Here is a 12,081-nt window from a genome sequence, read left to right as displayed (position 1 = left end):
CTAGGATCGCACGGTCACGATTGACCCCGAGTTGCCGCCATGCGCTGTCTTGCCCCACTGCTTCTCGCCCTGACCCTGTGCCCGATGGCCCATGCCGACGAGGCCGGTGCCGCCCGCGCGCTTGAGCAGGCTCGCGGCAACCCTTGGCTGCTGCGCCAGTTCATGGCGGCCTTTCCCAAGGGCGGCGACCTGCACAACCACCTGGACGGCAGCATCTATGCCGAGAACATCATCCAGTGGGCGGCCGAGGACGGCAAATGCGTGGCGCCAATCACTGGCCAGATCAGCTTCCCGCCCTGCGACGCGTCGCGGCCGGCCATGAAGGACTACGCAGCCGACGCGGTGAACTACCGCCAACTCGTCGACGCTTATTCGGTGCGCAACTACGAGCGCGGGACCAAGTCCGGCCACGACCAGGTCTTCGACACCTTCGGTCGCTTCATCCCCGGCACGCTGGGCCGCGAGGGCGACATGCTGCGCGAGGCGACCAACCGACGCGGCGCCGAGAACACCGTCTACCTGGAGCTGTTGCAGTCCTGGGGCATGGACAAGGCGCGCGCCATCGCCGCGGCCGAGCCAGGCGCCTTCCGCGCCGACCGCTCCGCCAAGGACTGGGCGAATCACCCGGCTTTGCAGCGCATCGTCACCGACACACGCACCGAACTGGACCGCATCGAGAAGCGCTGGCGCGAGCTGTCGCACTGCGGCCAGGCCAATGCCGAGCCGGGCTGCGGCGTGGCGCTGCGCTATCTGGCCCAGGTCATCCGCACCTTCCCACCCGAGCAGGTCAATGCGCAGATCGCGCTGGCCTTCCTGCTCGTGAAAGCCGACCCGCGCTACGTCGGCCTGAACCTCGTCGCACCCGAGGACGACCCCGGCACGCTGCGCCATTACAAGGAGCAGATGGCTGTCATCGGCGCCTTGGGCAAGCTCTACCCCGAGGTCAAGGTCAGCCTGCATGCCGGTGAGTTCGGCTTCGGCCTCGTGCCGCCCGAGGACTTCAAGGACCACATCCGCCAGGCGCTGGACATCGCCGGCGCGCGCCGCATCGGCCACGGTGAGGCCATCGGCCTGGAAACCGGCGCCTTCGACACGCTGCGCGACATGGCCAGGCGCGGCATCGCCGTCGAGATCAACCTGACCAGCAACGCCATCGTGCACGACCTCAAGGGGGAACAGCATCCCTTCCTGCTTTACCGCCAGTTCGGCGTGCCCACGGCCTTGTCGGCCGACGATGAAGGCGTGTTCCGCATCGACCTGACCAACGAGTACCAGCGCGCCGCGGCCAGCTATCCGAAGCTGAGCTACCGTGACTTCAAGCAACTGTCGCGCAATGCCCTCCACTACGGCTTTGTCGAGGGGCAGGCGCTGCTGGCCGACACGGCCACCGGACGCGTCAACGCCGCCTGCGCCGGCGAACGCCCAGGCCGCGAGGCCAAGGCGGCCCGCTGCCGCGACTTCCTCACCGCCAACACCAAGGCCCGCCTGCAATGGGACCTCGAAACGCGCTTCACTCGTTTCGAAAGCCAAGCTCACTGAATGCTTCTTGACATAGCGCCGCTGCGCCGCAACACCGCCTTTCGCCGCCTCTTCGCCAGCCAGTTCATCTCCGGCCTGGGCACCATGGTCAGCTATGTGGCCGTGCCCTGGCAGCTCTATGAGTTGACACATTCCAACGCCCAGGTCGGCCTGCTCGGCCTGGTGCAGCTGATCCCCGTTGTCGTCTGCGGCCTGCTGGGCGGCGCGGTGGCGGATCGCGTGGACCGCAAACGCCTCTTGATCGGCTCCGAGGCGCTGATGGCGCTGTGCCTGGCCGGCCTGCTGGCCAACGCGTTGAGCGCCACGCCCAGCGTGCTGGCCATCTACGCGCTGGTGGCGATCTTGCAGGGCGCCAGCGGCTTCCACCGCCCGGCGCTGGAAGCGCTGACGCAGAAGCTTGCGCGGCCCGAGGAGTTCGCCGCCGTCGCGGCCCTGTCCTCGGTGCGGGGCACCGTGGGCATGGTGGCCGGGCCGGCGCTGGCCGGCATCCTGCTGGCGAAGTGGGGGGCGGTCGGGGCCTATGTCTTCGACTTCGTGACCTTCGCCGCGGCGCTGTACTTCATCGCCCGCATTCCGCGTGAAGCGATTGGCACGCTCGACACGCCCGAAGAACGCCCGCATCTGCTGGCCGACCTGGCCGAGGGCCTGCGCTTTGCGTGGAAGCGCCCGGAGCTGATGGGCACCTACATCGTCGACATCGTCGCGATGGCCTTCGCCTTCCCGGTCGCCCTGTTCCCGGCCATGGCGGCGGCGGACGGGCGCACCGAGTCGGTGGGCTGGTTGCTGTCGGCGATGTCGGTGGGCGCCCTCGTCATCGGCCTGTTCAGCGGCTGGACCGGCAAGGTCAGCCGCCACGGTCGCGCCGTCGTCATCGCGGCGGCCGTGTGGGCCATCGGCATCGTGGCCCTGGGCTTCGCGCCCAGCCTGGTGCTGGGCCTGGTGTGTCTCGCGGTGGCGGGCGCCGCCGACATGGTCAGCGGCGTGTTCCGCGGCACGATCTGGAACGAGACCATCCCGAACTCGCTGCGCGGGCGGCTGGCCGGCATCGAGATGATCAGCTACCTGACCGGCCCGCTGGTCGGCAATGCGCGGGCCGGCTTCATGGCGGATGCCTGGGGCGTGGCGCCGGCGATCTGGGTCGGTGGCGTGATCTGCCTGGTCGGCGTCATCGCCACCGGGTTCCTGCTGCCGCGCTTCTGGGCCTACCGCAGCACGACCGCTTCCCGCTAGACGTTGAGCGCCCCCATCTGCGCCGCCGGGTAGCGCGTGCCGGCCACCGCGTGCGCGGCCAGCAGCGCCTCGATGCGCTCGCGCCGGCCGGCGTCGAAGTGGATGCGCGCGGCCAGCGCGTTCTCGTCCAGCCGCTTGACGCTGCGCGTGCCGGGGATGGGCACGATGTCCTCGCCCTGGTGCAGCAGCCAGGCCAGCGCGAGCTGGGCCGGTGTGTAGCTCCACTCCTCGGCCAACGCCGACAGCGCATCGGCCAGCGCGAGGTTGTGGTCCAGGTTGCCGCCCTGGAAGCGCGGGTGGATGCGGCGGCGGTCGTCGGGCGCCAGTTGCTCGGCCGAGCGGATCGCACCAGTCAGGAAGCCGCGACCGAGCGGGCTGTAGGGCACCAGCGCGATGCCCAGCTCACGGCAGGTCGGCAGGATCTCGGCTTCCACGTCGCGGCTCCACAGCGAGTATTCGGTCTGCACGGCGGCTATTCGGTGCACCGCATGCGCGCGGCGGATGGTCGCGGCCGACGCCTCGGACAGGCCCAGGTGCCCGACCTTGCCGGCCTTGACCRGCTCGGCCATCGCGCCGACGGTCTCCTCGATGGGCGTGTTCTTGTCGACGCGATGCTGGTAGTAGAGGTCGATGTGCTCCACGCCCAGGCGCTGCAGGCTCGCATCGCAGGCTTCGCGCACATAGGCCGGGCTGCCGTCGATGCGCAGCATGGTGCCGTCAGCCGCACGCACATTGCCGAACTTGGTCGCAATGACAACCTCGCTGCGGCGCGTGGCCAGCAGCCGCGACAGCAGGCGCTCGTTGGCACCCACGCCATACATGTCGGCTGTGTCCAGGAAATTGATGCCGATGTCCAGTGCATGGTGCAGCACGCTGAGCGACTGGGCATCGTCGGCCGGGCCGTAGAAATCGGACATGCCCATGCAGCCCAGGCCCAGGGCCGAGACCTCGGGGCCATGGCTGCCCAGGCGGCGGCGGGGAAGGTGCGAATGCGTCATGGTGGAACTCCTTGAAGGGGATCATCAACGGGATGACGACAGCTTAGGAAACCCGCCCCCGCTCGCCCAGCACAAACCTGGCAGTTGCTTGCCCGATCCTCCGAGCCAAAGCCCCGCAAGGCCCCGGGCCACCCGAAGCGTTTGCACAATTGCTCACATGCCCACTGATGACGACCTGCAGACCCTGCGCGAACGAGCCATCGCCGCGGCGCTGTCTCGAGCGCCCGGCGACGGCCTGCACACGACCGCCCTGCCCTGGCTGCGGCTGATCCGCGCCAGCGCGCCGGCCCAACCGGTGCCGGCTGTCTACGAGCCCGGCCTGGTGCTGGTGCTGCAGGGCCGCAAGCGCGCCCAGCTCGGCGAGCGCGTGGTGCATTACGACGCGATGCAGTGCCTGGTCGTGCCCATGACCATGCTGCCGCGCGGCCAGGTGCTGGAGGCCAGCCCGGCCAAGCCCTATGTCTGCGTGCGCCTGAGCTGCGAGACGCAGGCGCTGGCCGAACTGCTGCTGGATGGCGACGCACCGCCGGAGGGCGGCGACACCGGCCTGCACGTCGCGCCCGTCACCGCACCGCTGCTGGACGCGGCCCTGCGCCTGCTGCAGCTGCTGGACAGCCCGCAGGATCTGAAGACGCTGGCCCCCTTGGTGCAGCGGGAGATCCTGTACCGCGTGCTGACCGGCCCGCTGGGGCCGCGGCTGCGCTCGCTGGTGCATACCGACGGCGTCACCCGTCGCGTCGGCCGGGTCATCGAGCAACTGTCGCGCCGCTATGCCGAGCCGCTGTCCATCGACGAACTGGCAGCGCTGGCCCACATGAGCCCTTCGACGCTGCATCTGCGCTTCAAGCAGCTGACCGCGCTGTCGCCGCTGCAGTTCCAGAAGAACCTGCGCCTGCAGCAGGCCCGCCGGCTGATGCTGGGCGACGGCCTGGACGCCGCCAGCGCCGCCCACCGGGTCGGCTACGAGAGTCCTTCGCAGTTCAGCCGTGAATACCGTCGCCTATTTGGCGCCCCGCCGCGAGAAGACATCTCGCTTCTTCGCAGCGCGGCCGGCTAGAATGCCGCCTCTTCCGAGGAGCGTTGCAACCTCACCCCTTGAGGCCAGGCTCGGAAGTTTGCCCCCTGCAACTGCGCTCACCCGCTGGCCGACCGTGCCTGGGTGAGGATGAACTCCCCTCGTACCGTCACCGCCAGCGGCTTCATTCGCTTGAAGGAGCCCGCATGACCGCCACCGCCGCACACATCGTCAAGGACCTGTCGCTCGCCGACTGGGGCCGCAAGGAAATCAAGATCGCCGAGCACGAGATGCCGGCACTGATGGCCATCCGCAAGGAATACGCCGCCACGCAGCCGCTCAAGGGCGCACGCGTGACCGGCTCCCTGCACATGACCATCCAGACGGCCGTGCTGGTCGAGACCCTGCAAGCCCTGGGCGCCGAAGTGCGCTGGGCCTCGTGCAACATCTTCTCGACGCAGGACCACGCCGCCGCCGCGCTGGCCGCCGTCGGCACCCCCGTGTTCGCCTACAAGGGTGAGACGCTGGAAGACTACTGGGACTACACCCACCGCATCTTCGAGTTCGGCGACAAGGGCACGGCCGGCGAAGGCCCCAACATGATCCTGGACGATGGCGGCGACGCGACGCTGCTGATGCACCTGGGCCAGAAGGCCGAGACGGACTTGTCCGTGCTGAACAACCCGGGCAGCGAGGAAGAGCGCATCCTGTTCGCCGCCATCCGCAAGAAGGTGTCCGAGGACGGCACCTGGTACACCCGCAAGAGCGCCGAGATCATCGGCGTGACCGAAGAGACGACGACGGGCGTGCACCGCCTGAAGGAAATGTCGGCCAAGGGCACGCTGCTGTTCCGCGCCATCAACGTCAACGACTCGGTCACCAAGAGCAAGTTCGACAACCTCTATGGCTGCCGTGAGTCCCTGGTGGACGGCATCAAGCGCGCCACCGACGTGATGGTGGCCGGCAAGATCGCCGTCGTGGCCGGCTATGGCGACGTGGGCAAGGGCTCGGCACAAGCGCTGCGCGCGCTGTCGGCCCAGGTGTGGGTCACCGAGATCGATCCCATCTGCGCGCTGCAGGCCGCGATGGAAGGCTACCGCGTCGTGACGATGGAATACGCCCAGGACAAGGCCGACATCTTCGTGACGACGACCGGCAACAAGAACGTCATCCGCCACGAGCACATGGCCGCGATGAAGAACAACGCCATCGTCTGCAACATCGGCCACTTCGACAACGAGATCGAGGTCGCGGCCCTCGAGAAGTACGAGTGGGAAGAGATCAAGCCCCAGGTCGACCACGTCATCTTCCCGGACGGCAAGCGCATCATCCTGCTGGCCAAGGGCCGGCTGGTGAACCTGGGCTGCGGCACGGGCCACCCGAGCTATGTGATGAGCTCGTCGTTCGCCAACCAGACCATCGCCCAGATCGAGCTCTACGCGCACAAGGACAACTACGCCGTCGGCCAGGTCTATGTGCTGCCCAAGCACCTGGACGAGAAGGTCGCCCGCCTGCAGCTGACCACGTTGAACGCGCAGCTGACCGAGCTGACCGAAGAGCAGGCCGCGTATATCGGCGTCAACAAGGCCGGCCCCTACAAGCCGGATACCTACCGCTACTAAGCCCTCAATGCGCGCCGACCAGCTCCTCGTCGCCCAGGGCCTTGCGCCGACGCGTTCCGTCGCGCAACGCCTGATCAGCAACGGTGCCGCCGAATGGGCCTCGCCCACCGGCTGGGCCGTGCTGAAGAAGGCCGGCGAGGACCTGCCCGAAACGGCCCAGCTGCGCGTCACCGACGACGCGGAGCTGCGCTATGTGTCGCGCGGCGGGCTCAAGCTGGAAGGCGCGCTCACCCGCGTCGGCGTGGACGTCACGGCCACCACGGTGCTGGACATCGGCCAGAGCACGGGCGGCTTCACCGACTGCCTGCTGGCCCATGGCGCCCGCCATGTCGTCGGCGTGGATGTCGGTCACGGCCAGATCCATCCCAAGCTGCAGGCCGATGCTCGCGTGACCGCGCTGGAAGGCGTGCATGTGCGCGAGCTGGCCGTGCTGCGCCAACACCAGCCGACGGGCGGCTTCACGCTGATCGTCGGCGACCTGAGTTTCATTTCCATGATCGGCAGCCTCCCGGAGTTGCTGCCGTGGCTCGAAGTGCACGGCCATCTGCTCGTGCTCATCAAGCCGCAGTTCGAACTGGGGCCACAAGCCCTGGGCAAGGGCGGTCTCGTCAAGGACGAGGCCGACTACCCGCGACTGGAAGCCCGCGTGCGCCTGGCCTGCACGGCCCTCGGCCTCAAGGTGCTGGACTACTTCGACAGCCCCATCACCGGCGGTGATGGCAATCGCGAATTCTTCTTGTGGGCGTCCCGATGACAGCCGTTTCGTTTGAGTTCTTTCCCCCGAACACGCCGGTCGGCGTCGAGAAGCTCAAGACCGTCGTGCAGGAGCTGGGCGCCATGTCGCCCCAGTACTTCAGCGTGACCTACGGCGCCGGCGGCGCCACGCGCGACAAGACCCTGGGCGCGGTCATGGACATCGCCGCGGCGGGCTTCGAGGCCGCCCCGCACCTGAGCTGCGTGGGGTCGACGCGCGAAAGCATTGCCGAGATCCTGTCGACCTATCGCGCCCAGAACATCCACCGCGTCGTCGCGCTGCGCGGCGACCTGCCCAGCGGCACGGCCACGGCGGGCGAGTTCCGCTATGCGTCCGAGCTGGTCAGCTTCATCCGCGAGACCCAAGGCAGGGACTGGCATATCGAGGTCGCCGCCTATCCCGAGGTGCATCCGCAGCAGCGCTACGCGGCGCGCGACCTGCAGCACTTCGTCGACAAGATGGGTGCCGGCGCCAACGGCGCGATCACGCAGTTCTTCTTCAACGCCGACGCCTATTTCCACTTCGTCGACGAGGCTCGCCGCTTAGGCGTCACCCAGCCCATCGTGCCGGGCATCATGCCCTTCCACAACTACGGCCGCATCGCCCAGTTCGCGCAGCGCGACGGCATCGACATCCCGCGCTGGGTGCAGATGAAGATGGAAGGTTTCATGGACGACGCCGCCAGCATCCGCGCCTTCGGCCTGGACGTCATCACGCGGTTGTGCGAGCGCCTCATCGACGGCGGCGCGCCCGGCATCCACTTCTACACGCTGAACCAGAGCGCACTGACGCTGGAGTTGTGCAAACGCCTCGGCCTTGGCAACAAGGTTTGAGCCAGCGCAAAACCCCACGCTGAACGCGGCGCCGACCGGCGCCGCCTTGTGTTGCCTCAAACCGCGCCGCGCCTGCTGCGCGTGCAATGCCTCCATCGGGATCCGTCCCATTCACCTGGAGTCATTGATGAAGTTCTCCCCTGCCCTGCGCCTGGTCGCCATCGCTGTGGCCGCCCTCACGCTGCAACCTGCCCTGGCCAAAGAAGGCGACGAAGGCCCGCTGCTCGTGCGCGTGCGCGCCCTGCATCTCGATTCGGCCAACAAGGACAGCACGGGTCTGGGCCTGTCGATCAACAACAAGACCTTCCCCGAGGTGGACTTCAGCTACTTCGTGACGCCCAACGTCGCAGCCGAGCTGATCCTGACCTATCCGCAGAAGCAGACCCTCTATTCCAACGGCAGTGCCATCGGCTCGCTCAAGCACCTGCCGCCGACGTTGACGCTGCAGTACCACTTCAACCCGACGGGGACGATCCGGCCCTACGTCGGCGCCGGCCTGAACTACACCAACTTCTCCTCGGTCGAGTTCGCACCCGCCGTGCAGACCGCGCTCAAGCCCAGCATCAAGCACAACAGCTTTGGCGCTGCCTGGCAGGTCGGCGCCGATGTCGAGCTCACCAAGGGCACCTATCTGAACTTCGACCTGAAGAAGGTCAGCCTGGGCACGACCGTCTATTCCAACGGTGCGTCGGCCGGCAAGTTCAAGGTCAACCCGACATTGGCCAGCGTCGGTCTCGGCTGGCGGTTCTGAGAACGGCGCTTGCGCTCATGTAAATGAGCGCTTTACGTGCGCCGGGGCCACCCCACTCCGCAAAAATGCGCGGCCATGAGCCGCCTTCTTGTTGCGCTGGCAATGCTGTGTGCCAACGCCCTGTGCGCGGCCCAGACATCGCCCTCCAAACCGCCCCCACCCGCCGCGCCGGCCTCCGCCGCCAGCAGCGGCGGCAACCGCCTTGATCGCGTCGAGATCAACAGCGGGCCCACCGCCAACAGCCGCCGACGCAACAGCACGGCCAGCAAGATCGTCATCGAGCGCGAGGACCTCGATCGTTATGGCGACACGGTGCTGGGCGATGTGCTGCGCCGCCTGCCCGGCGTCACCATCGGCGGCCGCCCGGGGCGCGGCGGCGACATCCGCATGCGCGGCCTGGGCAGCGGCTTCACGCAGATCCTCGTCGACGGCGAACGCGCGCCGGCCGGCTTCGCCGTGGAGGACCTGCCGCCCGACCAGGTCGAGCGCATCGAGATCTACCGTGCCCCGACCGCCGAGACCGGTGCGCGCGCCATTGCCGGCACCATCAACATCATCCTGCGCGAGCCGCTGCAGAAGTCCAACCACGAGCTTCGCTTCACCCTCGGCCAGGACCGCGGCGAGCCACAGGCCGACTTCAGCTGGACGCGCAACCTGAAGTGGGGTGGGCCGAACGGCGACGAATTCGTCGGCGCCGTGTCCACCAACGGTGGCATGCACCGGCGCTTCAACAACATCGACTCGCACAACCGCGTCGTCGACACCGACACCGGCGAGGTACTCAACGAGACCGTGCAGCAGGGCCAGAGCCTGGGCCACAGCACCAACCTGAACGGCAATGCGCGGCTGCGCTGGAAGTTCAGCGACACGCTGAGCTTCAACCTCGCGCCCTTCTTCGCGCTGTCGCAGAACGAGGGCTCGAGCCAGAACAACGCCGTGGGCTTCACGCGCTTTCGTGATGTGCACGGCGAGTCCGACGGGCGCATGCACAACATCCGCGTCAACCTGTCGGCCAGCTACCGGCCTGCCGTCGGCGAGACCTGGGATTTCCGCGTCGGTCGCGGCGGCTTCAAGAGCAGCAGCAACAGCCAGCGCCGCGAGACGCTGAAGGACGTCGGCGTCGACATGCAGCGCGTCCAGGACGACCACAACGTCACCGACGACGACCAGACCAGCCTGGGCGCCAAGTGGAGCCTGAAGACGGCCAAGGAGCACCAATGGGTGACCGGCCTCGAGCATGAGCAGAGCCAGCGCACCCAGGTGCGCCGCACGCTGATCGACGGCCAGGAATCGCCGGGCCTGCAGAAGTTCGGCGACACCCTGGGCTCGCGCAGCCAGCGCTTCGCGGGCTATACCCAGGACGAGTGGAGCCCGAGCAAGATCTGGTCGGTCTATGCCGGCATCCGCTACGAGCGCATCGAGACCCAGGCCGACGCGGCCGGCCTGCTGCCCGACACGCGCAACGTCTCCCAGGTCACGTCGCCCCTCTTTCACCTGCTGTGGAAGCCCGAGGCCTTCCCCAAGGACCAGGTGCGCCTGAGCCTGACGCGCAGCTACCGCTCGCCCAACCTCAACGACCTGATCGCGCGGCCGACCATCAACACCACCTATCCCACCGGCCCCAACCTGCCCACCTATGCCGACCGTGCCGGCAACCCCGACCTCAGGCCCGAACTCGCCACCGGCGTGGACCTCAGCCTGGAGCATTGGCTGCCCACCGGCGGCATCGTGTCGGGCAGTGCCTTTGTGCGCGACATCAAGAGCCTGATCCGCAGCCGCATCGAACTGGAGACCGTGCCCTGGGACAGCACCTCGCAGCGCTGGGTCAGCCGCCCGCGCAACCTGGAAGGCGCGCGCACCATGGGCGTGGAGTTCGAGGTCAAGGCGCGCCTGGACGAGCTATGGGAGGAAGCGCCGCCGGAATGGCAGTTGCTGCTGCTGCGCTTCAACATCGCCGTCTTCGACAGCAAGGTCAAGGGCATCCCGGGCTCCAACGCCCGCCTGGACCAGCAGCCGCGCGGCAGCCTGAACTTCGGCCTGGACCATCGCTGGAAGGCCCTGGGCCAGAACTTCGGCAGCGGCTTCAACTTCAACTATGTGCCGGGCACCCGCGTGCAGCAAACCGAAAACCTGAGGCGCGAGGAAACGTCGCGCCGCCAGTTCGACGCCTATCTTTCCTGGGCCAGCGGCTCGGTGCGCGACGGCATCAACTGGCGGCTGTCGCTGGCCAACCTGCTGCCGCGCGATGCGCAGGTGACTTCCGAGGCGGTCTACGTGGATCCGGTGACCAGCCACAACCTGATGACCGACACCTGGTCGCGCAACCGCACCTTCCGCGTGGTCTCGCTGCGCGCCGACATGCGCTTCTAGCCCGGCCGAGAATGTGGCCATGACGCGCCGCATCCTGTTCTTCTGCATGGGCAATATCTGCCGCAGCCCGACGGCCGAGGGCGTCATGCGCGCCAAGCTGAAAGCGGCTGGGCTGGACGTCGAGGTCGACTCGGCCGGCACCCATGGCTATCACGTCGGGGCGCCGCCGGATGAGCGCAGCCAGGCGCATGCGTTGAAGCGCGGCTATGACTTGAGCACCCTGCGCGCCCGCCAGCTGATCGCCGAGGATTTCGGTCGCTTCGACCTGGTGCTGGCGATGGACGCGGACAACCTCGCCAACGCCGAACGTCTTTGCCCGCCTGACCAACGCCATCGCCTGAAGCTGCTGCTGGACTACGCGCCACAAGCCAGCAAGCGCCACGTGCCCGACCCTTACTACGGCGGTGCGGCGGGGTTCAACGAGGTGCTGGATCTCGTCGAAGCGGCGTGCGATGGGCTGATCGCGTCGCTCAGAACCGGTAGCAATGCCCCGGCTGGGAGTCGCCACCGCTGACCTGCACGCCATGCGCCGCCACGGTCGCGCCGGGATAGGCGCCGTTCTGGCAGGCGATCAACGCCTCCCGACTGCCTTCGATGCCTTGCTCGATGAAGGACTTTCGCGGCTCCAGGCGCAGCGCTGGACGCTGGCGTTCAGGCGCGGGCAGCGCGACGGTCTGAGCGCCGGGTCGCGGCAGCCGCAGGTTCAGGGGCGTCGGGCTGGCAACGGGAGCCTCCGCGGGCGCGGCGAGAACGTGCAGCGGCGCGGTGGCCAGCACCAGCAGCAGGGCCAAGTTGCGCGGGACGGTCAGCGTTGAAGGGGCAGCGCTCAGCATGCCGTGATTGTTGGCGACGCCGTGCCCTCCGCAACAGGCCAGCCGAGACAGCCGGTTTCCACGGGTAAACCGTATTTGTTCGTCGCGCGAACAAATTACGATGTCCAGCGCTGTCATTTAGAGAAGAGCCGGAGAC

At 67.9% G+C, this 12,081-nt stretch carries 11 protein-coding genes and 1 riboswitch; of the genes, 9 read left to right on the top strand and 2 right to left on the bottom strand.

The window, feature by feature from the left end; translation table 11 throughout:
- Positions 1–39 precede the first annotated feature (39 nt).
- Together AC1DW3_RS01285 and AC1DW3_RS01280 are read left to right on the top strand one after the other, a co-directional pair.
- Positions 40–1,539 (top strand): hypothetical protein, encoded by a 1,500-nt coding sequence (locus tag AC1DW3_RS01285; protein ID WP_477927905.1) that lies wholly within the window; start codon positions 40–42, stop codon positions 1,537–1,539.
- Positions 1,540–2,769 (top strand): MFS transporter, encoded by a 1,230-nt coding sequence (locus tag AC1DW3_RS01280; RefSeq protein ID WP_477927903.1) that lies wholly within the window; start codon positions 1,540–1,542, stop codon positions 2,767–2,769. It begins immediately after the preceding gene.
- Here the strand turns inward: AC1DW3_RS01280 and AC1DW3_RS01275 are convergent.
- Positions 2,766–3,767: an aldo/keto reductase gene (locus tag AC1DW3_RS01275; RefSeq protein ID WP_477927901.1), complete on the bottom strand. Its 1,002-nt coding sequence runs from the start codon at positions 3,765–3,767 to the stop codon at positions 2,766–2,768. The two genes, AC1DW3_RS01280 and AC1DW3_RS01275, sit on opposite strands and share 4 nt — an antisense overlap.
- 157 nt (positions 3,768–3,924) lie before the next feature.
- On the opposite strand from AC1DW3_RS01275, the gene AC1DW3_RS01270 reads away from it, so the two are divergent.
- The 7 genes from AC1DW3_RS01270 (at position 3,925) to AC1DW3_RS01240 (ending at position 11,626) form a co-directional block, all read left to right on the top strand.
- Positions 3,925–4,824, top strand: coding sequence for an AraC family transcriptional regulator (locus tag AC1DW3_RS01270; protein WP_477927899.1), 900 nt, complete (start codon positions 3,925–3,927; stop codon positions 4,822–4,824).
- 9 nt (positions 4,825–4,833) lie between these two features.
- A riboswitch (S-adenosyl-L-homocysteine riboswitch) is annotated at positions 4,834–4,910 on the top strand.
- A 78-nt stretch (positions 4,911–4,988) separates the two neighbouring features.
- Positions 4,989–6,404, top strand: a complete 1,416-nt coding sequence (ahcY, locus tag AC1DW3_RS01265) for an adenosylhomocysteinase (RefSeq protein WP_477927897.1) — start codon at positions 4,989–4,991, stop codon at positions 6,402–6,404.
- 7 nt (positions 6,405–6,411) lie between these two features.
- Entirely contained in the window at positions 6,412–7,158 is a 747-nt protein-coding gene (locus AC1DW3_RS01260; protein ID WP_477927895.1) for a TlyA family RNA methyltransferase, read from the top strand.
- Positions 7,155–7,991, top strand: a complete 837-nt coding sequence (gene metF, locus AC1DW3_RS01255) for a methylenetetrahydrofolate reductase [NAD(P)H] (protein WP_477927893.1) — start codon at positions 7,155–7,157, stop codon at positions 7,989–7,991. Before AC1DW3_RS01260 ends, metF begins: the two co-directional genes overlap by 4 nt.
- Positions 7,992–8,118: 127 nt before the next feature.
- Positions 8,119–8,742, top strand: coding sequence for an OmpW/AlkL family protein (locus tag AC1DW3_RS01250; protein WP_477927891.1), 624 nt, complete (start codon positions 8,119–8,121; stop codon positions 8,740–8,742).
- 75 nt (positions 8,743–8,817) lie between these two features.
- The gene (locus AC1DW3_RS01245; RefSeq protein WP_477927889.1) at positions 8,818–11,112 is read left to right on the top strand and encodes a TonB-dependent receptor plug domain-containing protein; all 2,295 of its coding nucleotides are present in this window, start codon (positions 8,818–8,820) and stop codon (positions 11,110–11,112) included.
- Positions 11,113–11,131: 19 nt separating this feature from the next.
- Positions 11,132–11,626, top strand: coding sequence for a low molecular weight protein-tyrosine-phosphatase (locus AC1DW3_RS01240; RefSeq protein ID WP_477927887.1), 495 nt, complete (start codon positions 11,132–11,134; stop codon positions 11,624–11,626).
- Here the strand turns inward: AC1DW3_RS01240 and AC1DW3_RS01235 are convergent.
- Complete coding sequence (locus AC1DW3_RS01235) at positions 11,583–12,062, bottom strand: hypothetical protein (protein ID WP_477927885.1); 480 nt, start codon at positions 12,060–12,062, stop codon at positions 11,583–11,585. The two genes, AC1DW3_RS01240 and AC1DW3_RS01235, sit on opposite strands and share 44 nt — an antisense overlap.
- Positions 12,063–12,081: the final 19 nt, after the last annotated feature.

This window comes from Roseateles sp. P2_H4, from assembly GCF_056403315.1.
Note: the sequence above shows the minus strand (reverse complement) of the source record. Positions and strands in the feature narration are given on the sequence as shown.

What these genes read in the sequence shown, in the direction of transcription:
- metF (WP_477927893.1), top strand. Translation starts at nt 7,155, where the DNA reads ATGACAGCCGTTTCGTTTGAGTTCTTTCCCCCGAACACGCCGGTCGGC.
- AC1DW3_RS01270 (WP_477927899.1), top strand. Translation starts at nt 3,925, where the DNA reads ATGCCCACTGATGACGACCTGCAGACCCTGCGCGAACGAGCCATCGCC.
- AC1DW3_RS01280 (WP_477927903.1), top strand. Translation starts at nt 1,540, where the DNA reads ATGCTTCTTGACATAGCGCCGCTGCGCCGCAACACCGCCTTTCGCCGC.
- ahcY (WP_477927897.1), top strand. Translation starts at nt 4,989, where the DNA reads ATGACCGCCACCGCCGCACACATCGTCAAGGACCTGTCGCTCGCCGAC.
- AC1DW3_RS01285 (WP_477927905.1), top strand. Translation starts at nt 40, where the DNA reads ATGCGCTGTCTTGCCCCACTGCTTCTCGCCCTGACCCTGTGCCCGATG.
- AC1DW3_RS01260 (WP_477927895.1), top strand. Translation starts at nt 6,412, where the DNA reads ATGCGCGCCGACCAGCTCCTCGTCGCCCAGGGCCTTGCGCCGACGCGT.
- AC1DW3_RS01250 (WP_477927891.1), top strand. Translation starts at nt 8,119, where the DNA reads ATGAAGTTCTCCCCTGCCCTGCGCCTGGTCGCCATCGCTGTGGCCGCC.
- AC1DW3_RS01240 (WP_477927887.1), top strand. Translation starts at nt 11,132, where the DNA reads ATGACGCGCCGCATCCTGTTCTTCTGCATGGGCAATATCTGCCGCAGC.
- AC1DW3_RS01235 (WP_477927885.1), bottom strand. Translation starts at nt 12,062, where the DNA reads ATGACAGCGCTGGACATCGTAATTTGTTCGCGCGACGAACAAATACGG.
- AC1DW3_RS01245 (WP_477927889.1), top strand. Translation starts at nt 8,818, where the DNA reads ATGAGCCGCCTTCTTGTTGCGCTGGCAATGCTGTGTGCCAACGCCCTG.